The 23295-nt window shown below is 61.7% G+C and carries 18 protein-coding genes and 1 pseudogene; 8 read left to right on the top strand and 11 right to left on the bottom strand.

Annotated elements, in window-relative coordinates; translation table 11 throughout:
- Nucleotides 1-92: 92 nt before the first annotated feature.
- Nucleotides 93-152, top strand: a pseudogene (locus CLV85_RS13645) (hypothetical protein); the annotation flags it as partial.
- Between the two features lie 17 nt (nt 153-169).
- Nucleotides 170-538 (top strand): hypothetical protein, encoded by a 369-nt coding sequence (locus CLV85_RS13535; RefSeq protein WP_229820542.1) that lies wholly within the window; start codon nt 170-172, stop codon nt 536-538.
- An 11-nt stretch (nt 539-549) separates the two neighbouring features.
- On the opposite strand, the gene CLV85_RS10670 is transcribed toward CLV85_RS13535, so the two are convergent.
- From CLV85_RS10670 to CLV85_RS10660, 3 genes are all read right to left on the bottom strand, one after another.
- Nucleotides 550-1668: an ABC transporter permease gene (locus tag CLV85_RS10670; protein ID WP_100389607.1), complete on the bottom strand. Its 1119-nt coding sequence runs from the start codon at nt 1666-1668 to the stop codon at nt 550-552.
- A 2-nt stretch (nt 1669-1670) separates the two neighbouring features.
- Complete coding sequence (locus tag CLV85_RS10665; protein WP_373296761.1) at nt 1671-3188, bottom strand: ABC transporter permease; 1518 nt, start codon at nt 3186-3188, stop codon at nt 1671-1673.
- Between the two features lie 150 nt (nt 3189-3338).
- Nucleotides 3339-5108 carry an ABC transporter family substrate-binding protein gene (locus CLV85_RS10660; protein ID WP_100389605.1) on the bottom strand — a complete coding sequence of 590 codons (1770 nt, stop codon included), beginning with the start codon at nt 5106-5108 and terminating at the stop codon, nt 3339-3341.
- Nucleotides 5109-5450: 342 nt separating this feature from the next.
- Here CLV85_RS10660 and CLV85_RS10655 point away from each other — a divergent pair, with 342 nt between their 5' ends.
- The 5 genes from CLV85_RS10655 to CLV85_RS10635 all read left to right on the top strand — a co-directional run bounded on the left by CLV85_RS10655 (nt 5451) and on the right by CLV85_RS10635 (nt 12940).
- Nucleotides 5451-6038: an antibiotic biosynthesis monooxygenase gene (locus CLV85_RS10655; RefSeq protein ID WP_100389604.1), complete on the top strand. Its 588-nt coding sequence runs from the start codon at nt 5451-5453 to the stop codon at nt 6036-6038.
- 54 nt (nt 6039-6092) lie between these two features.
- Nucleotides 6093-10022, top strand: coding sequence for an ATP-dependent RNA helicase HrpA (gene hrpA / locus CLV85_RS10650; RefSeq protein WP_189621921.1), 3930 nt, complete (start codon nt 6093-6095; stop codon nt 10020-10022).
- A 98-nt stretch (nt 10023-10120) separates the two neighbouring features.
- Nucleotides 10121-10975 carry an HpcH/HpaI aldolase/citrate lyase family protein gene (locus tag CLV85_RS10645; RefSeq protein ID WP_100389603.1) on the top strand — a complete coding sequence of 285 codons (855 nt, stop codon included), beginning with the start codon at nt 10121-10123 and terminating at the stop codon, nt 10973-10975.
- A 55-nt stretch (nt 10976-11030) separates the two neighbouring features.
- Nucleotides 11031-12185, top strand: coding sequence for a thiolase family protein (locus tag CLV85_RS10640; protein WP_100389602.1), 1155 nt, complete (start codon nt 11031-11033; stop codon nt 12183-12185).
- Nucleotides 12185-12940: a 3-hydroxyacyl-CoA dehydrogenase gene (locus tag CLV85_RS10635; protein ID WP_100389601.1), complete on the top strand. Its 756-nt coding sequence runs from the start codon at nt 12185-12187 to the stop codon at nt 12938-12940. The genes CLV85_RS10640 and CLV85_RS10635 overlap by 1 nt, the downstream gene beginning before the upstream one ends.
- A 69-nt stretch (nt 12941-13009) precedes the next feature.
- Here the strand turns inward: CLV85_RS10635 and CLV85_RS10630 are convergent, their stop codons facing one another.
- From CLV85_RS10630 to CLV85_RS10595, 7 genes are all read right to left on the bottom strand, one after another.
- Nucleotides 13010-13789, bottom strand: a complete 780-nt coding sequence (locus CLV85_RS10630) for an amino acid ABC transporter ATP-binding protein (RefSeq protein ID WP_147433374.1) — start codon at nt 13787-13789, stop codon at nt 13010-13012.
- Nucleotides 13789-14826 carry an amino acid ABC transporter permease gene (locus CLV85_RS10625; RefSeq protein ID WP_100389599.1) on the bottom strand — a complete coding sequence of 346 codons (1038 nt, stop codon included), beginning with the start codon at nt 14824-14826 and terminating at the stop codon, nt 13789-13791. The genes CLV85_RS10630 and CLV85_RS10625 overlap by 1 nt, the downstream gene beginning before the upstream one ends.
- A gap of 4 nt (nt 14827-14830) precedes the next feature.
- Nucleotides 14831-15724, bottom strand: a complete 894-nt coding sequence (locus CLV85_RS10620; RefSeq protein WP_100389598.1) for an ABC transporter substrate-binding protein — start codon at nt 15722-15724, stop codon at nt 14831-14833.
- A 243-nt stretch (nt 15725-15967) separates the two neighbouring features.
- Nucleotides 15968-16495, bottom strand: coding sequence for a hypothetical protein (locus CLV85_RS10615; RefSeq protein ID WP_229820544.1), 528 nt, complete (start codon nt 16493-16495; stop codon nt 15968-15970).
- Nucleotides 16496-16570: 75 nt separating this feature from the next.
- Nucleotides 16571-17050 (bottom strand): GNAT family N-acetyltransferase, encoded by a 480-nt coding sequence (locus tag CLV85_RS10610; RefSeq protein ID WP_100389597.1) that lies wholly within the window; start codon nt 17048-17050, stop codon nt 16571-16573.
- Nucleotides 17047-18045, bottom strand: a complete 999-nt coding sequence (locus tag CLV85_RS10605; protein ID WP_100389596.1) for a ribonucleotide-diphosphate reductase subunit beta — start codon at nt 18043-18045, stop codon at nt 17047-17049. The genes CLV85_RS10610 and CLV85_RS10605 overlap by 4 nt, the downstream gene beginning before the upstream one ends.
- Nucleotides 18046-18229: 184 nt before the next feature.
- On the bottom strand, nt 18230-20668 hold the full coding sequence (locus CLV85_RS10595) for a ribonucleoside-diphosphate reductase subunit alpha (protein WP_100389594.1): 2439 nt from the start codon (nt 20666-20668) through the stop codon (nt 18230-18232).
- 248 nt (nt 20669-20916) lie between these two features.
- Here CLV85_RS10595 and CLV85_RS10590 point away from each other — a divergent pair, with 248 nt between their 5' ends.
- Complete coding sequence (locus CLV85_RS10590) at nt 20917-22125, top strand: MFS transporter (protein ID WP_100389593.1); 1209 nt, start codon at nt 20917-20919, stop codon at nt 22123-22125.
- Nucleotides 22126-22264: 139 nt separating this feature from the next.
- Here CLV85_RS10590 and CLV85_RS10585 read toward each other — a convergent pair whose 3' ends face one another.
- Complete coding sequence (locus tag CLV85_RS10585; RefSeq protein ID WP_100389592.1) at nt 22265-23263, bottom strand: aldo/keto reductase; 999 nt, start codon at nt 23261-23263, stop codon at nt 22265-22267.
- Nucleotides 23264-23295 lie beyond the last annotated feature (32 nt).

Below are 23295 nucleotides of genomic sequence, written 5' to 3'. Positions count from 1 at the left end.
CGGGACTTCTTGTCACAGCTTTTCAAGGCCGGTGGCTGGATGCTCTGCAGGTCGCGCCCGTCTTCGGACTGCTCGGCCTGCTCACGTGGGGCATGTTCTGGCGCCCCAATGTTCGCGTCACGGCGTCGGGTGTCACCCTGCGCAACGTACTGCGCACCATCGAGGTCGCGTGGCCCGCGAGATTCGCCGCATCGATACCAAGTACGCGCTCACTCTGGAGACCGCGCATGGCACGGTCACCGCGTGGGCCGCCCCCGCTCCGGGCCGTCATGCCGTGTTCAGCGCTGTGCGCCAAGACGGCAAGAACCTTCCCGAATCGAGCTACCTTGCGGGCACGGTGCGACCCGGCGACCTCATCACGTCGGATTCCGGACAGGCTGCATACGTCATCCGTAAGCACTGGGAGCAGTTGCGCGATGCTGGACATCTGGATGACGCCACGAGCGAGTTCACGAAGTTGCGAGTCGCGTGGCACTGGCGCACCATCGCGGCTCTCGTGGCACTGACTCTGCTCAGCATGCTCACGACGTTCGGCTAGCTGCGCCCCACTCATTTGTTGGACGTTCCGTCGCCGGGACGTGCGCCGGGAATGTACGCCTTGAAGAAGTTGCCAATCTCGGAACCCAGGCTGCGCTGACGAGGAACACGCTTCTGGCGAGGGTCGAACGCGTCGCGCAGTCCATCACCGATGAAGTTGATGCACAGCGCGATCACCACGATGAACAGACCTGGCCACCAGAACAGCCACGGGCGCGTCTTGAACGCTTCGTTGTATTCACTGATGATCTGACCGAGCGAAATATCCGGAGCCGTAATTCCGAAACCGAGGAAGCTCAGTGAGGTCTCGAGCAGAATCACCGCGCTCATCAGCAGCGTTGCGCTCACGACGATCACGCCGACTGTGTTGGGCAGGATGTGGCGGAAGATGATGCGGAAGTCGCTGGCACCAGCCACCCGGGCTGCGTCCACGAACTCGCGTTCGCGCAGGCTCAGGAACTCGGCGCGCACGAGTCGTGCCATTCCGGTCCACGCAATGAGCCCGATCATGACGGCCAGCAGGAACGCGTCGCCACCGATCGTCTGGCCGAGAACGGCACCGAGGATGAGCAGCGGCACGATGATGATCACGTCGGTAAGACGCATGATGACCTGGTCAACCCACCCGCGGTAGTACCCCGCGAGAGCGCCGAGAACGACACCGATAACGGTCGAGATGATTCCCACGATGAAGACGACGTTGAGCGACTGCTGCATGCCGCGCATCACGCGAGCAAAGACGTCTTTACCGGTGTTGTCTTGACCAAAGGGGTGCTCGCCAAAGCTGAACGGCCACCACGTAAAGGTGGGGGCGCCACCGGGGAGCATGATGTCGTAGCGCTCCCACCAGGTGTAACCCCACCACCCGGGGATGCGGAATCCGTCGACGATGAGGCGGGTGCCGCTGGGGTCCGGCGTGAGCTTTCCGGTGCCGCCGATCACGGTGCCCACCGAGGTGAACGCGAGCAGTACGAGGAAGAGCAACACGAACACGGAGACAACAGCACCGCGGTGCTGCAGGAAGCGGCGGCGCACGATAGCGCCCTGGCTGAGACCTACCGTGGCACGCTGTTCGATGCTGAGTTCTTGGCCCGACGACTGTTCGTCGACTACGGGCTTCTTGTCGGTCATGATCAGCTCACCCGAATTCTGGGGTCAAGGGCCGAGTACAAGAGGTCGGCAATAACGTTGAAGATAACGGCGAGAATGCCCGTAACGAGGAAGAAGCCCATCACGAGGTTCACGTCGATGCGGTGAAGCCCCTCGTTGAAGAGGGAGCCCATCGCCTGCCAGGCGAAGACTCTTTCTGTGATCACGGCACCACCGATCACCGCCCCGAAGTCGAGCGCGATGATGGTCGCAATCGGGATCATGGCGTTGCGGAAGGCGTGACGCATCACGACGGTTCGTTCGCCGAGACCCTTGGCGCGAGCAGTGCGCACGTAGTCCTGGTTCATCACGTCGAGCAGACTGGCGCGAGCGTAGCGCGTGTAGGCCGCCAACGAGATGATCATGAGCGCGATTGTGGGCAGCAGCATGTGGGTCAGTGAGTCGAGCATGTTCAGCCACGTGTCATCCACGCGGCGGATGGCGGGAGTCGAAGCACCGATCGTCGCGATCACACCGTTGCTGAGCGGGATGCGCGCAACATACTCGTCCCAGCGGATGAACATCTGGTCGAGCACGAGCGGAAGCACGCCCAAGCCACCGACGATGGCGGCGGTCCGAGCAACGACGGCCTTGCCGTCACCGCCGACGAAGAACCCGACGAGCAGGCCGAGCCCCACCAAGATGGCGAGCACGAGCAGCACCGTCCACGGGCTGTTGACGTAGTAGAAGAGGAACTGGAACGGCCAGCTCAAGATGACAGTGAGAACGACGATGATGCCCACCGCGAGCAGAGCACGACGGTTGTGGAAACCGGTAGAGGTGAAGAGCACGACGGCAGCCGTCGCCACCGACATCAGGGCGATTCCGACGAAACCAATGGAGGGGCTCTCAAACCAACGAGTGACATCCAGAAGGATGAGCAATGCGGCAATTCCGCCGCCAACGCTCACAAAAGAAATAACCCTGGTTCGCAATTCGCCGCCGACGATCGATGAGGCGATGAAGCCCATCACGACACCGATGATGAGTATCGACCACCACGGTATGACGGGGTTGCCAAGGAACGAGTTGAACTGAATGGCGCCGAACTCTTTGAGGAGCACCGCGACCCAGAAAATGGGCAGCGAGTAAAAGACGAAGGTGAGGAATGTGACGACGTAGTCGTAACCGCTGTACTGACGAAGAGCGGTGGTCATTCCGATGGCGACACCGATCACGATCGCGAGGATCGTTGCGGCGAGCACCAGTTGAAGCGTGGAGCCGAGGGCTCCACCGATGGCTTCGATCACGGGCTGCTGGCCGCGGGCGACGGAGATGCCGAGGTCGCACTGACCGATGAAGCAGGCCCCGACTCCTCCGAGCCAGGAGAAGTAGCGAAGCACGGGAGGCTGATCGAGATTGAGCAGCCCACTCAAGTACGCGATTTGGTCTTGAGCGCTGGGATCTCGACTACCTCGAAGTTCTCGAAGCGGATCACCGGAATTGGCGGTTAGTACATAGACGATGAATGAGGCCACAAGTAGAACTAAAAGAGTGGCCACAAGGCGCCTGGCGACAAAGGTCAGCACCGGAGATCCTCATTTCGGGGGCATGCAAAACAGAACAAAAACAGCGCCGTTGAACGGCATTACGACGTGCACGCAAGTGGGCCGGACTAGGAGCCCGGCCCACTCGTGAGCGCTACCGAGTAATTACTCGGAGTCGGTCGGTGCCCACTCCCAGAAGTTCCAGAAGTAGGTCGGCGACAGCGGACTCGGGTCCACGTTCGTTACTGAGTTGTTCCAGACGGTGATTCCGGGGAACTGGAAGATGGTGACGCCGTAAGCGTCTTCCCACACCAGCTTCTCGACCTCAACCTGGATCTCGGTCTGGACGGCGGGGTCCAGCTCGGTCTCGAGGTCCTTGAGGAGTCCGTCTACCTCGGTGTTGGAGTATCCACCGAAGTTGCTGGGCTGGCCGGTACCGAGGTACTGGTCAGAACCGGTGAGCGCGAGGCTCGTCGACTGCCAAGCGAAGATAACCGCGTCGTGCGGGTTAATCGGCAGTGCTTCCTTGTCGGTAAAGGCCCACGTGGGCTCCGAGTCGTCAACAACCGTGAAGCCGGCGAGTGCAGCCGACTGCTGGATGAACTCGAACTCTGATGCACGACGGACGTTGCCCTCGGGGTACCAGAACTTGACCTCAACTGGAGTGGTCACTCCGGCATCGGCGAGCAGCTGCTTGGCGCCTTCGATGTCAACCTCGGCGTAGTCAGCCGAACCGTTGGTCGAAGCGATCTCGTCATATCCGGGAGCGCCAGGAATCTGAAGGATCGAGTCACGCAGTCCAGCGTTGGGGTTGAGCGGGCTGATCAGCTTCTCGAGGATCTCCTGACGAGGAACAACCTTGAGGAATGCCTGACGAACAGCCTTAGCCGTCTCTTCGTCTCCGCCGTACGTGGCAGCGTCGAAGGGACCACCGTTGTTGAACGTGAGGTCGATGTGCTCGTACGTTGCCTCATCGGCAGTCACGTAGTCGGCGTTGCCCAGTCCCTTGACGAGCTCAAGCACGTCAGGAGTCGGCTGGCCAGCAGCGATTTGAACGTCACCGTTCTCGATGGCCTGAACCTGAGCGGTCGAGTCCTCGATCTGACGAACGATGATGCGTTCGTACTTTGGCGAGGGGCCCCACGTGTAGAGCTCGTTCGCCTTGAGCGCGACGTACTCGTTTTCTACGAGCTCGTCGAGAACGTAGGCACCACTCGAGAGAGCAACGAGGTCGCTTTCGGGAGTGTTCGGCGCCTGGTAGGCGTCGTTCCATGCCTTGGCAACCGGGGTCAGCCAGTCGACGTCGTCGTTCTGAACTGCCTCAACGAAAGCTTCTTTAGCTTCCTCAGGGTCTTCGATCTCGGGGTACGCGAGCGAAACAACACCGTGAGCGGCAACACCGAGGTCGAACTGGATCTCCCAGTCAACGTAGGCCTTGTCGTACACGATCGTGATGCTCTTGTCGTCGATCTCCGGCAGAGCCGAAGCGAGGTCACCACGCGGGTTGGCGTGAGTGAAGAGCGGAGCGCCCTCGGCATCCTCAACACCGGCGAAGATGGTGGTCCACGCGAGCAGCAAGTCAGCGGAGTCGATGGGGGTTCCATCAGACCAGGTGACGTTGTCGTTGATCGTGTACTTGACCGTCAGCGGGTCGTCGCTGGTCTTCTCGAACGTACCGAAATCGGTGTTACGCACGAGAGCAGGTTCGCTGTTGTAGTAGAAGAACCCAGAGTTCATCATGTACAACACAACGGCGTTAGCGGTGTTGTTACCCGCTGCGCTGCTTTGGTTGAAGTTATCGATCAGGTCATTCCACGCCACCGTGATTTCGGTGTCGGCAATAACTTCTGATTCATACGGCGGAGTACACCCTGTTAGGGCGAGTGCTCCAGCCGCGAGCACAGCTATGGCAGCTGAGACGCGCTTCTTCTTCATCTTTCCTCCAGTAGAAAGGTGGTCGAAGGGACGGCGTAGACCAATCCCATGGCCGCCATTACACCGTATTGCTGAACGTCAGGGCAATAGAAACTGACGATTCGCACAATTCGCAACAAGAACGACACATTCCTGCGCGGATAACTGTGTCTACCCCACAGGGAGGGTGGTGCGCGGATGAGCGGAGGGTGAGAGCCCACAGCAATTGTGGGCTGCAGAGGTGTTGCACAGACTTAACACGACGATCAGCCTCCCGGGAGAGCATCCAACTTAGACTTGACGCCAGCGAAGCCCACACCGGCCGTCACTGTTGCCGCTGGACAACAGATAAGGAGTGCGCTCATGTCGCCCGAAAACGCCCCGATCACGATCTCAATCGAACGCACTGTCGACCCAGCGCGCATCGCCGAAGCCACCGCCTGGATGCAAACCGGCATCAACCTTGCCACCAGTTATCCTGGCTTTCTTGGCTCGGGTTGGGTGCGCGCCGGCACCAACAGCACCACGTGGCACATGCTGTACCGATTTGCGGATGACGCAGCACTCTTGCACTGGGAACAATCCCCCGAACGTGCGTGGTGGCTGCAGAGCGGCAGCGGGTTTGTGCACGATCAGCGCACCGAGCGCCGCACCGGAATCGAGGGCTGGTTCGACGAGCCCACCGAAATCACGGTGGAGCACGCCGGCCTCGTTTCGCCCGTGCCCGCCGCTCCCCCACGCTGGAAGCAAGCCGTGACCATCTGGCTGGGGTTCTTCCCCCTCAACCTTCTGTTCACGCTGCTCGTGACGCTGCTCGTTCCCGGCTGGGATGCGCTACCGATCGTCGTGCGCGTGCTGCTCACCACGCTCTGTCTCACGCCAGTCATGACCTACGTACTGCTCCCCGGAGTGACCCGGATGCTGCGGCGCTGGTTGACGCCGACGCCCTAGCTGGAGCGCCGAGATCGCACACCGCAGGGCGCACACCGCGTAAGCTGAAGGGCTATGTCTGCCTCCGAAGTTCACTCCGCCAGCACCGCAGCCGCGCTGCCCGCTGACGTTGTAGTGACGTACCCGCCCGAGCTGCCCGTCAGCCAGCGCAAAGACGACATTCTGGCGGCCATCCGCGACAACCAAGTTGTGATCATCGCGGGCGCGACCGGTAGCGGAAAAACCACCCAGCTACCCAAGATTCTGCTGGAACTGGGTAAGACATCCATTGGGCACACGCAGCCGCGACGGATCGCCGCGCGCACCGTGGCCGAGCGCATCGCCGAAGAGCTCGGCACCGAGATGGGTGACCTCGTCGGTTACCAAGTGCGCTTCACCGACCGCGTCGGCAAGAACACTCGCGTGAAGCTCATGACCGACGGTATTTTGCTGAACGAGATCCACCGCGACCGCGACCTCAAAAAGTACGACGCGATCATCATCGATGAGGCGCACGAACGCAGCCTCACCGTGGACTTTCTCCTCGGCTACCTGAAGCAACTTCGCGCCCGGCGCCCCGATCTCAGCATCATCATCACGAGTGCCACGATCGACCCCGAAAGCTTCTCCAAACACTTCGACAACGCACCGATCATTGAGGTGTCTGGCCGCACCTATCCGGTCGAGATTCGCTACCGTCCCCTGGTTGCTGAAGAACTGGAAGCGGAAGACGCTGAAGAAGAGGCCGCCAACCGCGCCGACCGCGACTACCTGCAGGGCATCAACGACGCTCTCGACGAACTCGCCCGCGAAAGTGACGGCGACGTGCTCGTCTTCCTCTCGGGCGAAACCGAGATTCGGGATGCCGAAGAAGCAATTCGCGGCCGCATCAGCGGTGGCGGGCTGCACGAAGGCACCGAGGTGCTGCCGCTTTACGGTCGCCTGAGCGCTGCCGAACAACACCGTGTATTCGAGTCACGCCGCACTCCCGGCACGCGACGCCGGATCGTGCTGGCCACCAACGTGGCCGAAACCAGTTTGACTGTGCCCGGCATCCGCTACGTCATCGATGCGGGAACCGCGCGCATCAGCCGCTACAGCACGCGCGCCAAAATTCAACGTCTCCCGATCGAAGCGATCAGCCAGGCCAGCGCCAACCAGCGTTCAGGGCGTTCCGGGCGAACGAGCAACGGTATTGCGATTCGCCTCTACTCCGAAGAGGACTTCAATTCGCGGCCCGAGTTCATGGAACCCGAGATTCTGCGCACCAACCTGGCCGCGGTCATCCTGCAGATGGTGTCGCTCGGGCTCGGCAACATCGCCGAGTTCCCCTTCTTGCAGCCACCCGATTCGCGCGGCATCAAAGACGGTCTTGACCTGCTGACCGAGCTCGGCGCCGTAGAGAACACCGCCGGCATCCGCAGCACGAAAACATCGTCGAGCATGAACGGTCCCCGTGCGGGAGCGAGCGCCGCGAAGGATGCCGCCCCGCGCATCACCCGCATCGGCAAGCAGCTCACACAGTTGCCTATCGACCCGCGCCTCGCCCGCATGGTGATCGAATCGAAGCAGCACGGTACAACGCGCGAAGTCATGGCGATCGTCGCCGCGCTCAGCATTCAAGACCCCCGCGAGCGCCCCCTCGATAAGCGCCCGCAAGCCGACCAGCAACACGCCCGCTTCATCGACCCCACAAGCGACTTTCTCACCCTGCTTAACCTTTGGAACTATCTGGAAGAGAAGCAGAAGGAACTCTCGGGCAACCAGTTCCGACGCCTATGCAAGAACGAGTACCTCAACTATTTGCGCGTGCGCGAATGGCACGACGTGTACCGCCAGTTGAGCCGGATGGCCAAGCCGCTTGGGCTGGTTATTGGCGACGCGCACTCGAACCCTGACGGCATCCACCGCTCACTGTTGGCTGGCCTGCTCAGCCACATTGGGCTCAAGGATGTCGCGAAGCGCGACTACATTGGCGCGCGTCAGACCCGCTTTGTCATCTTCCCCGGCTCGGCCCTCGCCAAGAAACAGCCCAACGCCATCATGAGCGCCGAACTGGTGGAGACGAGCAGGCTCTTCGCGCGCACAAACGGCGCGATTGACCCGGTGTGGGCCGAGAAGCTCGCCGGGGACCTCGTGAAGCGAAGCTATTCCGAACCGCACTGGGAGAAGAAACAGGGCGCTGCGGTCGCGTTCGAACGCGTGACGCTCTACGGCGTAACGCTTGCCGCTCGCCGGCGCATCCAGTTCTCGCGCGTTGATTTGCCCGCCGCTCGCGAGCTGTTCATTCGTCACGCTCTCGTGGAGGGCGAAGACGATCTCACCAAGCGCGACAAGCGCGTGTGGGGCTTCGATGCCTCCAACCGCGCGCTGCGCCGAGACCTCGAACAGCTCGAAGAACGCAGCCGCCGTCGCGACATCTTGCACGACGACGAAACGATCTTCGAGTTCTACGACAAACGCATCCCCGCCACCGTCGCCTCGGTTCGCGACTTTGAGGGCTGGTGGAAAAAGGCGCGCCACGACGCCCCCGACCTGCTCACGCTCACCACCAACGATCTGCTCGAGAACGCGGATGACGCTGAAGTCGACGAGACCGCCTTTCCCACCACCTGGGTGCGCGGCGATCAGACGCTGAGCCTGACCTACCGCTTCGAGCCCGGAACCGACGATGACGGTGTCACCATTGCCGTGCCCCTCCCGCTGCTCGCTGGACTGCGCCCCGAAGGCTTCGACTGGCAAGTACCGGGGTTGCGCGAAGAACTTGTCACCGCGCTCATCAAGTCACTGCCGAAACCGATCCGCCGCAACGTCGTGCCCGCCGCCGACTGGGCTCGCCGCCTGCTCGAGGACGCTCCGGCCGATCCAGCCGCTGCCGCCCTCAACGATGGCCCCGGCATCACTGACTATCTCGCCAAAGAAATCGCTCGCCTGACCTATGTGAAGGTGGCGGCATCCGACTTCGATCTCGAGCGAGTACCCGCGCATCTCAAGGTCACCTTCGCGGTGATCAACGAGCGCGGCAAGAAGGTCGGCGCCAACAAGTCGCTGCGCAGCCTTCAGGCAAGCCTGAAGCCCGCCGCCCGCGAGAGTGTGGCGCGTGCCGTTGAAGGCGCCGCTGGGCGATCACCCGAGCGTTCGGTAAACACTCTCGAACGTTCCGGCATCACCGCGTGGGACTTCGGGCAGCTCGACCGCTCTCGCGACACGAAGCACGGCGGCAACACCATTCGGGCCTACCCCGCGCTCGTGGATGACGGCGACTCGGTCTCCCTTCGCCTCATGTCGACCCCGCACGATCAGGCCATCGCCCACCAAGGTGGTGTGCGTCGCCTGCTGCTGTTGGCGATTCCCTCGCCGCTCGGGTACATCAACGAACATCTCACGGGCAACGAAAAACTCGTGCTCGCGCAGAGCCCGTACCGCTCGACCAATGCCCTCTTCGATGACTGCCTGCGCGCCTGCGTCGACTCCGTCATGGGCGACCGCGAGGTGTTCGAGCAGACCGAGTTCGAGGCGCTGCGCAACGAAATTTCGGCAGGGCTCGTCGACTCGCTCTTTGCGACTGTCTCGCTCGTGGCATCCATTGTGTCGGGGGTGCGATTGGCCGATAAGGCGATTCGTGCCGCGACAAGCATGCATCTGATCGCGCCTCTCGGGGATGCGCGCGAACAGCTCGATGCCCTCGTCTATCCCGGGTTCGTTTCGGCGACCGGGCTCACCCAACTGCGGCGCTTGCCCGTCTACCTCAAGGGCATCGAACACCGCGTCACGAAGCTCACTGAGAACCCCGGTCGAGACCGCGGGTGGATGTCCGAAGTCGAGTTGGCAACCCGCCGATACAAGGACGCGGGCGGCACGCTACCGCTGGAGCAGCATCCCGAACCACAGATCGCTCGGGCCCGCTGGATGCTCGAAGAACTGCGCTTGAGCCTCTTCGCCCAGCACTTGGGAACAGCCGAATCGGTGAGCCTTCAGCGCATCGCCAAGGTGCTCGCCTCCTAAAGCCGTATTTTCAGCCGCAGACCGCCCTCACCGGCTACTCTTGAGGCTGCGAGTGGCACGAGAACGTGGCCTCTCTTCTGAAAGAAAGCAGTTCACGCGTGTCCGAAAGCACCACCGACCACCCGACCACCCACGAGGTTTCCGCCGAGATTGCGCGTTCGTGGCTTCTGGTTGCGGCGACCCGCCCCGAAGACTTCGACGCTGCTGAGCGTTCGCGCGCCGACCAGATCATCCTCGACGTTGAAGACGCTGTTGACCCGCGCCTCAAGCCGGGCGCCCGCGACGCTGTTGTCGAGTGGCTGAGCAATGGCGGCAGCGGCTGGGTTCGCATCAACGACCGTGCCTCTGACTTCTGGTCAGACGACGTGGATGCCCTCGCCGGCCTACCCGGTCTGCGTGGCGTCATGCTGGCCAAGGCTGAAGCCGCGGCTCACGTTTCGGAAACCTTCGACCGCCTCAAGGGTGTCACCCCGGTGATCGCTCTCGTGGAGTCGGCTCTCGGAATTGAAGAGGCCGTCTCGATCGCCCGCGCCCGCGGTGCGTACCGCCTCGCTTTCGGCAGTGGCGACTACCGTCGCGACACGGGTGCTAGTGCTGACGACCTCGCTATGGCTTACCCCCGCTCACGCTTGGTCATCGCCAGCCGCGTCGGCAACCTGCCCGGCCCGATCGATGGCCCGACCGTCGGCACGAGCCACCCCGTTCTGCGCGAGCAGGGCGACATGGCCGTCTCGCTCGGAATGACCGGCAAGCTCTGCCTCGACATCGAGCAACTCCCGATCATCAACGAGGTCATCAGCCCCACGCGTTCCGACGTGGCGTGGGCTCGCGACTTCCTAGAAGACTTCGAAGCTCGTGGCCGCGTCATCCGCGACGGCAGCGACCTGCCCCGCCTCGGCCGTGCTCAAAAGATTGACAAGCTGGCTCGCGCGTTTGGTGTCGAACCCGCCTAAAGCTGTCACTGTCGTGGCTCTTCCCCGCACCCGCACCCGCGGTTAGGGTTGAGCCATGACAACGGCAGTCATTGTTGACGCGATTCGAACGCCTTCGGGCCGGGGAAAACCTGGTGGGGCGCTCTCGAGCGAGCATCCGGTCGATCTTCTGGCCGTAGTATTGCGCAGTCTGGTCGATCGTCACGATCTCGACCCGGCCACGATCGACGATGTGATGGGTGGCTGCGTCACGCAATCCGGCCGCCAAGCCGCCAACGTCACCCGCACCGCGGTTCTCGCTGCAGGGTTCCCCGAGTCGGTGCCCGCCACCACGATCGACCGTCAGTGTGGCTCAAGCCAGCAAGCAGCGCACTTTGCCGCGCAGTCGATCATGGCGGGCGTCAACGACATCGTGATCGCCTGCGGTGTCGAACTCATGAGCACGCATCCCCTCGGTCAGGCCACGCTGGGTCAGGGCGGCATGAGTCGCTTGATCCGCAATCGGTACCCCGAAGGGTTTGTCACTCAGGGCATCTCTGCTGAGTTGATTGCCGCACGCTGGGGTCTTGAACGCGACGACCTCGACGTTTATGCGGCTCTCTCGCACGCTCGCGCCGCTGCCGCCGATTTCAGCTCGGAGATTCTGCCCCTCGCCGGTCTCGACCGCGACGAAACCGTGCGCCCCGGCACCACCGCCGAGAAGCTCTCCGGGCTCTCGCCCGTCTTTTACGACGCCAAGATCGCCGGTCGTTTTCCCGAAATTCAGTGGCGCGTGACCGCCGGCAACTCCTCGCCGCTCACCGATGGTGCCTCGGCGGCGCTCATCATGAGCGAAGAGCGGGCGGCCGCCCTCGGTCTGAAGCCTCGCGCGCGTTTCCATTCCTTTGCGGTGGTCGGCTCCGACCCCATCGAGATGCTGACCGGCATCATTCCCGCCACGCATCGCATTCTCGAACGCAGCGGCATCCGTCTCGACCAACTCGACAGCATCGAAGTCAACGAAGCTTTCGCTTCGGTCGCCCTCGCCTGGCTGCAAGAGTTTCCCGTCGATCCCACGATCGTGAACCCCCGCGGCGGCGCCATCGCCCTTGGCCACGCCCTCGGTTCCTCCGGCACTCGCCTGCTCACCACGCTCGTCAACAATCTCGACGCCAGCGGCGGTCGCTTCGGACTCCAAGTCATGTGCGAAGGCGGCGGCATGGCCAACGCAACCCTCATCGAAAGGCTTTAATGAAGATTCAGGATGCCGCAGCTCTTATCACCGGCGGCGCCAGTGGCCTCGGCTTGGCCACCGCTCGCGCCCTCGCCGCGCAGGGTGCTCAGGTCACCATCGCCGACCTGCCCAGCTCTCGTGGAGTCGACATCGCCGCCGAACACGGCTTCCGATTCGCGCCCACCGATGTGCGCTCCGAAGCGGACGTTCAGGCTGCCGTCGATCTCGCCGGCTCGGTGGCTCCGCTGCGCATCGTCGTGAACTGCGCTGGCGTTGCGACGCCGGGCAAGACGCTCGGCCGCAAGGGTGTGCTGCCTTTGGAGACCTTCGAGACCGTGATCGGCATCAACCTCGTGGGCACGTTCAACGTCATCCGGCTCGCTGCGGCCGCGATGGTCGAAACCGAGCCCATCGATGGCGAACGCGGCGTGATCGTGAACACGGCATCCGTCGCCGCCTTCGACGGCCAGATCGGCCAGCCCTCGTACGCCGCCTCCAAAGCGGGCGTCGCCGGCATGACCCTGCCGCTCGCCCGCGAGTTCGCGGCGAGCTTGCTGCGCGTGATGACGATCGCTCCGGGCATCTTCGAGACGCCGATGATGGCGGGCCTGCCGCAAGAGGCGCAAGATTCCCTCGGCGCGCAAGTGCCGCATCCGTCGCGGCTGGGACGACCGGCGGAGTATGCCGCGCTCGTGCAGCACATCGTTGAGAACCCCATGCTCAACGGTGAAGTGATTCGGCTCGACGGTGCGATCCGGATGCAGCCGCGCTAGCAGCAGCACCCGGACCGACCGACGCTCGCGAGCGAGCTAAAGGATCCGAGCGAATGGAGCGAACCGAACTTAGAGAACCTTCGAGAGGAACGCTTTCGTACGTTCGTGCTGGGGATTGCCCAACACCTGGTCGGGGTCACCCGACTCCACGACAACGCCGCCATCCATAAACACGAGCTGGTCGGCGACTTCGCGCGCGAACCCCATCTCGTGAGTGACAACAATCATGGTCATGCCCGATTCGGCGAGACCCTTCATGACATCGAGCACTTCGCCCACGAGCTCCGGGTCGAGCGCCGACGTCGGCTCATCAAACAACATGAGCTTGGGCTCCATGGCGAGAGCGCGCGCGATAGCCACACGCTGCTGTTGACCACCCGACAAGTGAGCCGGGTAGGCATCCGCCTTGCCCGCGAGACCAACCCGAGCGAGCAGCTCTTGAGCGTGCGCGACCGCGGCCTCTTTCTTGACCTTGTTCACCCGGATGGGCGCCTCAATGATGTTTTCGAGGGCCGTCATGTGCGGGAACAGATTGAAGCGCTGAAAGACCATGCCGATATCCCGACGCTGGCGTGCAGCTTCGCGCGGCTTGAGCTCATAGAGCTTGTCGCCACGCTCTTCGTACCCGACCAGAACGCCTTCGACACTGAGTCGACCGGCATCCACTCGTTCAAGGTGGTTGATGCAGCGCAAGAAGGTTGACTTGCCCGAACCACTAGGCCCGACCAAACACATCACTTCGCCCTGCGGCACCGACAGCGAAATGCTCTTGAGTACTTCGTTAGAACCGAAGCTCTTCGAGACACGATCGGCGTGCACCATGGGCACGCCACTAGTAGCCGCGTTCATCATTGGTGCTCCTTTCCGGAAGGGTCGGTACTGGCATCAGAACCGGCGTCGCCGTCGGCAGCGGATGCCGCACCCGGCGTCGAGATAACACCCGTCTTCAGCGTGATTGCTCCTGTCTCGGTGCCTGCCTTATCGGGGCGAGCCTGACCGACACCGCGCGAGAAGCGCTTCTCCAAGAAGTACTGGCCCACCATCAGGATCGAGGTGAACAGCAGGTACCACGCGGAAGCGACGAGCAACAGTGGAATCGGGTCGAAGATCACAACGGAGATGTCGCGCGAGCGACCGTAGAGCTCCAAGCTAAACGGGATGGCCGTGACCAGCGAGGTGGTCTTGAGCATCGAAATAACTTCGTTGCCCGTGGGCGGAATGATGATGCGCATGGCCTGCGGAATCACGACGCGAGTCATGGTCTGCATCCACGACATTCCGAGCGCGGTGGCAGCTTCGTCTTGGCCTTTGTCGACCGAGAGGATGCCGGCACGCACGATCTCTGCCATGTACGCAGATTCGTTGAGCGCAAGGCCGATGACGGCCAACCAGAACACGCTGATTAGGTCGTTCGTCTCGAACGAAAGCCACGGCTCCGTGAACGGAATGCCGATGTCGATCGTGGAGTAGATCGTCGCGAAGAGACCCCAGAACACGAGCTGCACATACACGGGAGTGCCGCGGAAGACCCAGAGGTACAACCAGGCGATACCCTTGACGACCGGGTTTTCCGACAGGCGCATGACCGCCAGGGTGACGCCCAAAATGATCGCAATGACCATCGAGTAGACCGTCAGCAGCAGCGTGTAGCCCGCCGCCTGCGAAATGCGCTGATCGAAGATGTACTTGGCGAAGTTCTCCCAGCCGTACGCCTCGCGCTGGGCAGCATCCAGCACAAAGAGTGCGAGCATCGCCACCAGAACGACGGCGACGATGTTTCGCCAGGGGTGGCGAAGGCGAATGGCCTTGATAGCTTCCGCTTGATCGGCGCCGTTCGGCGACACCACTGCTGGTGTCGCCGAACGGTTAGAGCCTGATGCAGCCATCTACTTAGCTAGCGGTTGCCGCGTTGATGGTGATGGTGTCAACAGCACCGCTGAAAACACCCCAGTCGTCGAGGATCGACTTGTAGGTTCCATCGTCGATCATCGACTGCAGTGCAGCCTGAAGAGCGGCGGGGAGCGTCGAGTCCTTGGCGATCGCGATTCCGTAAGGTGCGGTGTCGAAGGAGTCGCCAGCGAGCTCGATCTTGTCTTCGACCTGGCTCACGGCGTACTGCGTGATGGGTGAGTCGGCGCTCATCGCGTCGGCACGGCCCAGAGCGAGCGCGTTGGTGGCTTCGTCTTGGGTGTCGAACTTGAGGATGTTGATGGGCTCGTTGCCAGCATCCACACACTCTTGCGACTTCGCAGGAAGCTCGTCGGTCTCTTCGTACGTTGCGGTCTGAACAGCAACGGTGAGACCACACGCGTTGGCGGGGTCAACGTCGACACCGATGAGCTGTGCCCACTGGATGCCCGCTTCGTAGTAGTTCACGAAGTCGACGACCTTCTCGCGCTCAGCGTTGTCGGTGAACGAGGAGAAGCCGATGTCGTAGCTTCCGCCAGTAACGCTCGGGATGATTTTGTCGAAGCTCGAGGGCTCGTACTGGGTCTCGAGGCCAAGGGTGGCGGCCATCGCGTTGGCGAGGTCAACCTCCCACCCGATGGGGTTTCCGGCGTCGTCCTTGTACTCGTTAGGAGCGTAGGTCGGGTCGATACCGATCACGAGCACGCCGGCTTCCTTGATGTCATCAGGCAGCAGAGCGGCAGCGGCTTCGTTCACTCCGACGTCAGGAGTGTTGCCCCCGGTGGTGGTTTCGGTGCCAGTGCTGTTGTCGACACAACCCGACAGCATGAGCGCTGCGGCAACAACCAGTGCCGGAGTCACGTACTTGATTCTCATGGTTCAACCTTCTCTATTTCCCGATGAATAGTGGCGTCGGTTACGAGGACCGAATCCGGAACGGATGCGCCTCGCTTCAACGCCGACCAAGGAAGCCTACCCCCGGCTGCTCAGAGTTCATCGTTTGGTGAGAAACGATCCGGTATCCATTGCGGCCTTGTCGCCAGAATCGTGCGGGAGGCAAAGAAGAGGTGCGGCGGAGGCGCACTCGTCGAGCTTTCGAGCGCGACGGTTGTGCGGCCGTTAGTACTCGGGTTCGTTCGCCGCTTGCAGCTCGGCGAAGTTGATGTTGCGCAGCTCTCGCAGCCGGGTTTCGCGGTTCTTTTCATACTGCGGGTCGGCCTCGGGCATGTAGGCATCGCGCAGCTTCGCGATGATCGCCGTGCCGATTTCACTCCAGGCCAGTTCGCGTGCTTCGTCGATGATGTTCGAGATCAACTCGCCATCCATGGACGCCTGCCGAAGTCCCTCGGTGAGGCCCTCTTGAACGGCGCGGTTGCGGTCGGTGCGCGTGACCTTGAGCAGGCGCTCGGCTTGATCGGCCAGGTGGTCGAACTCCACGTGAACGAGGCCCGCAAGCGCACCATCGTCGTAGTCGAGGTGGTCGCGCGCAGCGTCGACAATGATGCGGTTCTTGACCGCCATGCGCACGGCATTGCGCGCGATAAGAACACCCTCTTCGACGACGCGTTCGATGGGTGCTTCTTCTACCGGCTCGGGCGCCGTAAATTTGCCCAAGTTAAGGCGCGGGCGCCGCCGGAAAAGTCTCACAGTGCAATTGTTTCGAGTTAAGTGGACGAAGGGTATCCCCCATCCGGTGAAGCTTAGAGGGCGTAGCTGAATGAACTACAGGGGTTTCTCGTAGCAAATGCCGAACGGGATGTTGGCGTACTCGCCAAAAGCCTCGATGTGGGTGTAGCCGAGGCTCTCGTAGAGGGCCATTGCGGGCAACTGAGCGTGACCCGTTTGAAGAACGAGCGAGTGAGCGGATGCCTCACGCGCGACCGCCTCGAGTTCGTTCATGAGGCGGCGGGCAGCGCCCTTGCCCCGATGACGCGAATCGACGAAGACTTTCTTCACTTCGAGCGATTGCCCGAAGGGACGAAGCGCGGCGTGACCGATGACGGTATCGCCGTCGAGCACCAACAGCGTGTGACTGATGTCCTCGGGCGCGACCGTCAACGCAGCATTCACTGCGTTGCGGCCTGCCTCGTCGAGGGCGGCCTGACGATCGGCATACATCGCCGTCGTTTCGACCGTCATCAGTTCGCGCTGGTTTACCGCTCGTGGGTCGAGCCAGTCGACCCACTCAACGGTCAGGCTCACTCCGCTTTTGCTTTGGTGGTTGCCGACGCGTTGGCTTCGTACGAGGTGTTGGTCGACTCAAAGAAGTTCACGAGCTCGAGAGTGTCGTTGGCTGTTGCCATCCACTTGGCCGGGTTCGAGACCTTGTAGTGCGGCTCGAAGCCGAGCTCTTCAAGGCGACGGTCAGCCAGGTACTTCACGTACTGGTTGATGTAGTTGGCGTTGAGGCCGAGGATGCCGCCGGGGAGCAGGTCGTGGTTGTACGCCTCTTCCATCTCCACAGCATCCAAGATCATCTGGCGAATTTCGTCAGCGAACTCTTCGGTCTGAATCTCGGGGTTCTCTTCGAGCACCGTGAGAATCAGGTTGATACCGAACTTGAGGTGCAGGCTCTCGTCGCGAACAACCCAGTCCATGAGCGAACCGAAGTTGCGCAGCAGGTTGCGCTGGCGGAACGACAGGGCAACCATGAAGCCCGAGTAGAACCAGATGCCTTCGAGCACCACGTTGTAGGCCACGAGGTTGCGGATGAAGTCCTGCTTGCCCTCGATGGTGTTGATGTCGAGGGTTTGCTCCGTCATGCGACGGATGTACTTCATTTCGAACTCTTCCTTGCGCGCCATGGACGGCACATCAACGTGAGAGTTGTAGGCCGCTTCGCGGTCGATGGGGAAGGTTTCGAGAACGTACTCGAAGCTCATGCAGTGGTTGGCTTCTTCCCACATTTGCTTCGCGAGGTACAGCGAGCACTCTGCGGCAGAAACGTAGGGGTATACGCCGAAGGCGAGTGCCTTGTTGACGAGCAGCTCATTCGGGTTGAAGTAGCTCATGAGGAAGGTCACCGCGTGACGCTCTTCATCAGTCATCTTCTTGAAGTCGGCGATGTCTTCGCCCAGCTGGATCTCGTTAGGGAACCAGGTGTTAGCCACGGCCTGGTCGTACAGGTCCATAGCCCATTGGTACTTAATTGGCTTCAGCAGGAGGCCGTCTTGCAGGCCTGTACCTAGAATTCCCATTCCGGTGACTTCTTCTTTCTCGATTGGTGCTCGATGTGTGTGGTGGGGAACACGACGGTGTGGTGTCGTGTTCCCCGGGGGAGGTTAGTGAGTGGCTGCGCTTACTGGCAGCTGTCGCACTGCAGGTCGTCCATCGGGTCGACCGGTACGAAGTAGTCCTCAACGGTGTTTTCGCGGTTCATAATTACTCTGCCTTCTTTGCGAATCCGCCGAAACCTCGGCGTGCGGGAGCTGCGCCCGCTGTTGATGTGGATGTCGAGGCTGTTGCAGCCTTGGTCGACGAAATTTCTTCTGCCTTATTGACCTTCACCGTGGACTGCTCGGCCTGGTGGCGAGGCTTCATGTGCAGGTAGTAGGTGGTCTTTACTCCGCGCGACCATGCGTCGAAGTAGATGTCCATCATGTCGCCGAGGTCACGCGTCTCGAGGTACATGTTGCGGCTGATGGCCTGGTCGATCCACTTCTGAGCACGAGCGGCAACTTCAAGGAACGCGTACGGCGAGAGCTGGAAGCTCGTCTTGAACACGGCCTTGATGTCGTCGGGGATGCCTGCAACGTTCTGCACGTCACCTTGGCTACGCAGGATCGCTTCGCGGTTCTGCTCCCAGAGGCCCTTTTCTTGCAGAGTCGCAACGAGGTTGCGGTTCACTTCGAGGAACTTACCGTTCGAGGTCGAGCGGCTGAAGATCTGCGAGAACTGCGGGTCGAGACCGGGCGTGGTGCCGGCGACAAGACCAATGGATGCGGTGGGAGCGATCGCCATGAGCGTTGCGTTACGCATTCCGCCCTTGACCTTCTCGCGCATAGCATCCCAGTCGAGACGCGTCTTGCGGTTGACCTTAATCTCCATGCCACGGTCGGCTTCGGTGAGCGCGATGGAGTCGAGCGGCACGAGGCCCTCTGACCAGCGACTGCCTTCGAAGTTTGTGTACGAGCCACGTTCTTTGGCTAGCTCGGTGCTGGCGTCGATCGCTGCGTACGAGACGTGCTCCATGATTTCGTCGATGAGGTCGTAGGCCTCTTCGCTCTCGTAGCTGTAGCCGAGCTTCTCGATGATGTCGGTGAATCCCATGACGCCCAGACCGACGGCGCGGTTCTGCTCGTTGGAGAAGTCAGCTTCTTTCACGCTGGAGCGCGTGATGTCGATGAGGTTGTCGAGCTGGCGAACGGCCAGTCGAGCGCTCTCCGCGATCTTCACGAAGTCAACGCCGCCTTCGGGCAGAAGGTGACGCGAGAGGTTGATCGACGCGAGGTTGCAGACGGAGACGTTGTCTTCATCCTGCGGCAGCGTGATTTCGGTGCAAAGGTTGGAGAGGTGGATCGTGCCCGTGTTGTTGTTGAGCGCACGGTTGTTGATCGTGTCTTTCCAGGTCAGCCACGGGTGGCTGGTGGTCTGCAGCGAGATGAGGATCGACTTGAACTGCTCGCGAGCACCGATCTTCTTGAACATGTGCATTTCGCCGGCTTCGGCCATGGCGACATATTCGTTGTAACGCTCGGAAAACGCCTTGCCGTAGAGCTCGTTGAGGTCGGCAACTTCGAGCGGGTCGAAGAGGTACCACGGCTCGTCGTTCTGAACACGCTTCATGAACTCATCGCTGATCCACACGGCCGTGTTGGCGGTGCGGGTGCGGCGGTAGGGGTCACCGGAGTTGCTGCGGAGTTCGAGGAACTCCGGGAAGTCCATGTGCCAGTTCTCCATGTAGAAGCACAGCGCACCGAACTTCTTGCCACCACGGCTCACAGCACGAAGGATCGAGTCGATCGTGTGCATGAACGGGATGGGACCGGTGGACGTGGTGTTGTTGGAGCGGATGGGTGAACCCTGGGCGCGCAGCTTGGTGACCGAAAGGCCAATTCCGCCGGTGCCCTTGGTGAGCCACATGACATCGCGCGTGGTCTTGGCGATGTGCTCCATGTCGTCTTGCATTTCCATGACGAAGCAGTTTGCGAGCTGCGGGTAGATCGTTCCCGCGTTCACGAGAGTGGAGCCGGCAGCCAGGTATTCGAGGCTGGACATCTTCTCGTAGAACTTGAGCGCTGCCTCGTTGGGGTTCGCTTCGTTGAGCGAGAGGCCCATTGCGATGCGCATCCAGAAGTACTGCGGAACCTCGAGGGCATCGCCGTTGCGACCCTTGATGCCGTAGCGGTTGTTGAGGGTGACGACACCGATGTACTTGAGCAGCTCGTCGTGAGCGGGCTCGAGGTGCTCGGCGAGAGCATCCAAGTCGAACATGCTCGTGAGGCGAGGGTCGAGGAGTCCCTCTTCTACGCCGCGGGTGACGTTGGTGGCGAAGTGTTCTTTGTGCAGGCGCTTGAGGTCAGCAGCGTCGGTGTAGTCACCGAGAACGCGCTTGTAAATGGTCTTGAGGAGAAGACGGGCGGCGACAGTGTCGAAGGCCGGGTCATCTTTCACGTTCTGGAGAGCAACCTGGATAACAGCTTCGTCGAGCTGCTGCGTGGTGATGCCGTCAAACAGCGTCAGTTCGAGCTCAGAAGCGATCTGAGTGACCCACGTGATGTTCTCGTCGAGGCCGGCTGCGGCTTCTTCGATTGCGATGTTGATCTTGTTCGCATCGTACGGCTCTCGCTGACCGTTGCGCTTGACGACTGTGATTGCCACAAATACTCCCTAAAATCCCCGTAAAACACTCAAAACCGCGACCCCCGGCCAAGCGGTTCCACCACTATATATCGTGGGTGCCACCTCTCGCCAACCCTAGATGTAGTGGGCGTGTCCTCCACAGGTGTGGATAACTTCGCGGGGTTTTCCACAGCCTATGGATAACCACTGACACCCGGAAAACCCGCAGAAACCCGGCCTCTGAGCGCCGAAAATTGGCCCAATTCGGCAGCTAAGCTGGAGTCCTTGTGAACGCATACATCGACCTGTTGAAAACTCCGGGCATCGCCAGGATTATCGCCGCGCAGCTCACTGCCCGGCTTCCGAGCGGAATGCTCTCGTTGGCGATCCTTCTTCACGTTGAGCAGATCCACGACTCCTACGGCGCCGCTGGCCTTGTGCTCGCTGCCACGAGCGTCGGTCAAGCCGTTGCCGGCCCCTTGACCAGCCGGTGGATGGGCGTGTGGGGAATGCGCAAAGTTCTCATCCTCACCCTCGTGATTTCAGCGGCATCTATTTTTGCGATCGCCCTCGTACCGATGAGCGTCGGAATGTTCATGGTCGTCGGCCTCGTTGCTGGCTTGAGCAACCCTCCGGTCCAGCCCGCGGTTCGCACGATCTATCCCAAGATGGTCAACTCCAAACAGCTGACGCCACTTTTTTCGCTGGATGCGTCGGCTCAAGAAATTATCTGGGTTGCCGGCCCCGTCGCCGCGACCTTCATTGCGGTGCAGATCTCCACAACTCTCGCAATCGTCGTTGCCGGCACCTTCCTCATCTTGGGTGGCATCTGGTTCATCGCTAGCCCCGAAGTTGGCCAGGTGCGCATCCCACGCAGCAAGCGTTCCTTCGGAACCGTGCTGCGCCGCCCGCCCGTATTGCTCGCGACCATCACGGGCTTCCTGCTCGTAGGCGCCGCTTCAGCAGTCGAAGCATCCGTCGTTGCGGTCTTCGGGCACGGCGGCCCGCAGGCCGGTATCGTGCTCGGCATCTGGGCCATCGGTTCACTCTTTGGTGGATTGCTCTTGGGCCACCTCCCCATTGGGCCGTGGGCTCTCGCACGCCGCATGTTCATCGTGTTCGTGGGCATGGCGTTAGCGATGATCTACCTCGACTTCTGGTGGCTGGCCATCATGCTGCTCATCGCCGGTATTGGTATTGCTCCTGCGTTCGCCGTGATCTTCGCCATCGTCTCCGCCAGCGTGAAGTTCAGCGACACCGCTGAGGCCTACGGATGGGTCGGCACCGGCCAGCTCATCGGTGCCGCGCTCGGCTCGGCCGTCGCCGGATTCCTCATCGACGCCTATGGCCCTATCGGTGGCTTCTGGGCAGCGACCGTCATTGCTGCCCTCGGAGTTCTCGTGCCGACGCTGCTGCGCGGCTGGCACCCCGACCTGCGCGGCAAAGATGCGAGTCCCATCCCCGACACTGAACCGATCAGCACCCTGCGCCAGTAGCGTCCACAAACAGCGACCCTGCATCGGCAAGTCCTACACGCCAAGTCATACGCCAACGAGTCGTACGCCAGCAGCCATCGCGAAAGACGCCCGCGTCCCGCCCCTAAAGGCATGACGCGGTCGCTCTACCCGTATGCGATTACCAGCGTGGATGCACGGCAGCGCGGAAGTGGCGATCGTAAATGTCGCGCACCCCGGCCATGAAGCCTTCGCTCAGCACAGGCACTTCGCCGGCACCGGCGTTGGACTGAGCCTGAGCCACGTTGCGTGCTCCCGGAATCACCGAGCTCACGCCGGGCTGCTGAGCAACCCACGCGAGTGCAACCTGTGGCGTCGAGAAGTCGGCGACGGAAGGCTCGGCGGCGAGGAGCGCCGCGAACTCCTGAGCCGCGGCAACGCCGGTCTCGAAGTCGACGCCGGAGAAGGTCTCCCCCACGTCGAACGCTTCGCCGTTGCGGTTGTAGGTGCGGTGGTCGTTTTCCGCGAACGTGGTGTCAACGCGGTACTTTCCACTGAGCAGACCAGAGGCCAGCGGAACGCGAGCGATGATTCCTACACCGGCGTCGAGCGCGGCTGGCAGTACGGCATCCAGCGGCTTGAGGCGGAAGGCGTTGAGGATGATTTGCACGCTCGCGACGTTCGGTCGCGCGATCGCGGCGAGCGCCTCATCCGCGGTCTCCACACTCACGCCGTAGGCAGCGATCGCGCCCTCGGCGACGAGCGTGTCGAGGTCATCGAAGACACGGTCCATGCCGAAAACTGCGGTGGGTGGGCAGTGCAACTGCACGAGGTCGAGAGTGTCAACGCCGAGGTTCTGGCGGGAGCGGTCTGTCCACTCGCGGAACTTGGCGAGGGTGAAGTTGCTGGGATCTTGCGCCTCGCGGCGGCCCATCTTGGTCGCGACAGTGATGTCGAGTTCGGGGCGGTCGGCGAGGTAGCTGCCAATGAATTTTTCGCTGCGACCGTCACCGTAGACGTCGGCGGTATCGAAGAAGGTGACGCCGCCATCCACCGCGGTATCGAGCACGCTGCGGGCATCCGCCTCACTCACGTCACCCCAGTCGGCACCCAACTGCCACGTGCCAAGACCGATTGCGGAAACAGAACGGCCGGTGCGGCCCAGAGTGCGAATGTCCATGACTCAACGCTACGCCTCCGCGGCGACAAAGT

Origin of the sequence: Salinibacterium amurskyense, assembly GCF_002797685.1 — a bacterium.
Classification (GTDB): Bacteria; Actinomycetota; Actinomycetes; order Actinomycetales; family Microbacteriaceae; genus Rhodoglobus; species Rhodoglobus amurskyensis.
The sequence above is the reverse complement of the archived record's forward strand: the minus strand, read 5'-3'. Positions and strand labels throughout refer to the sequence as shown.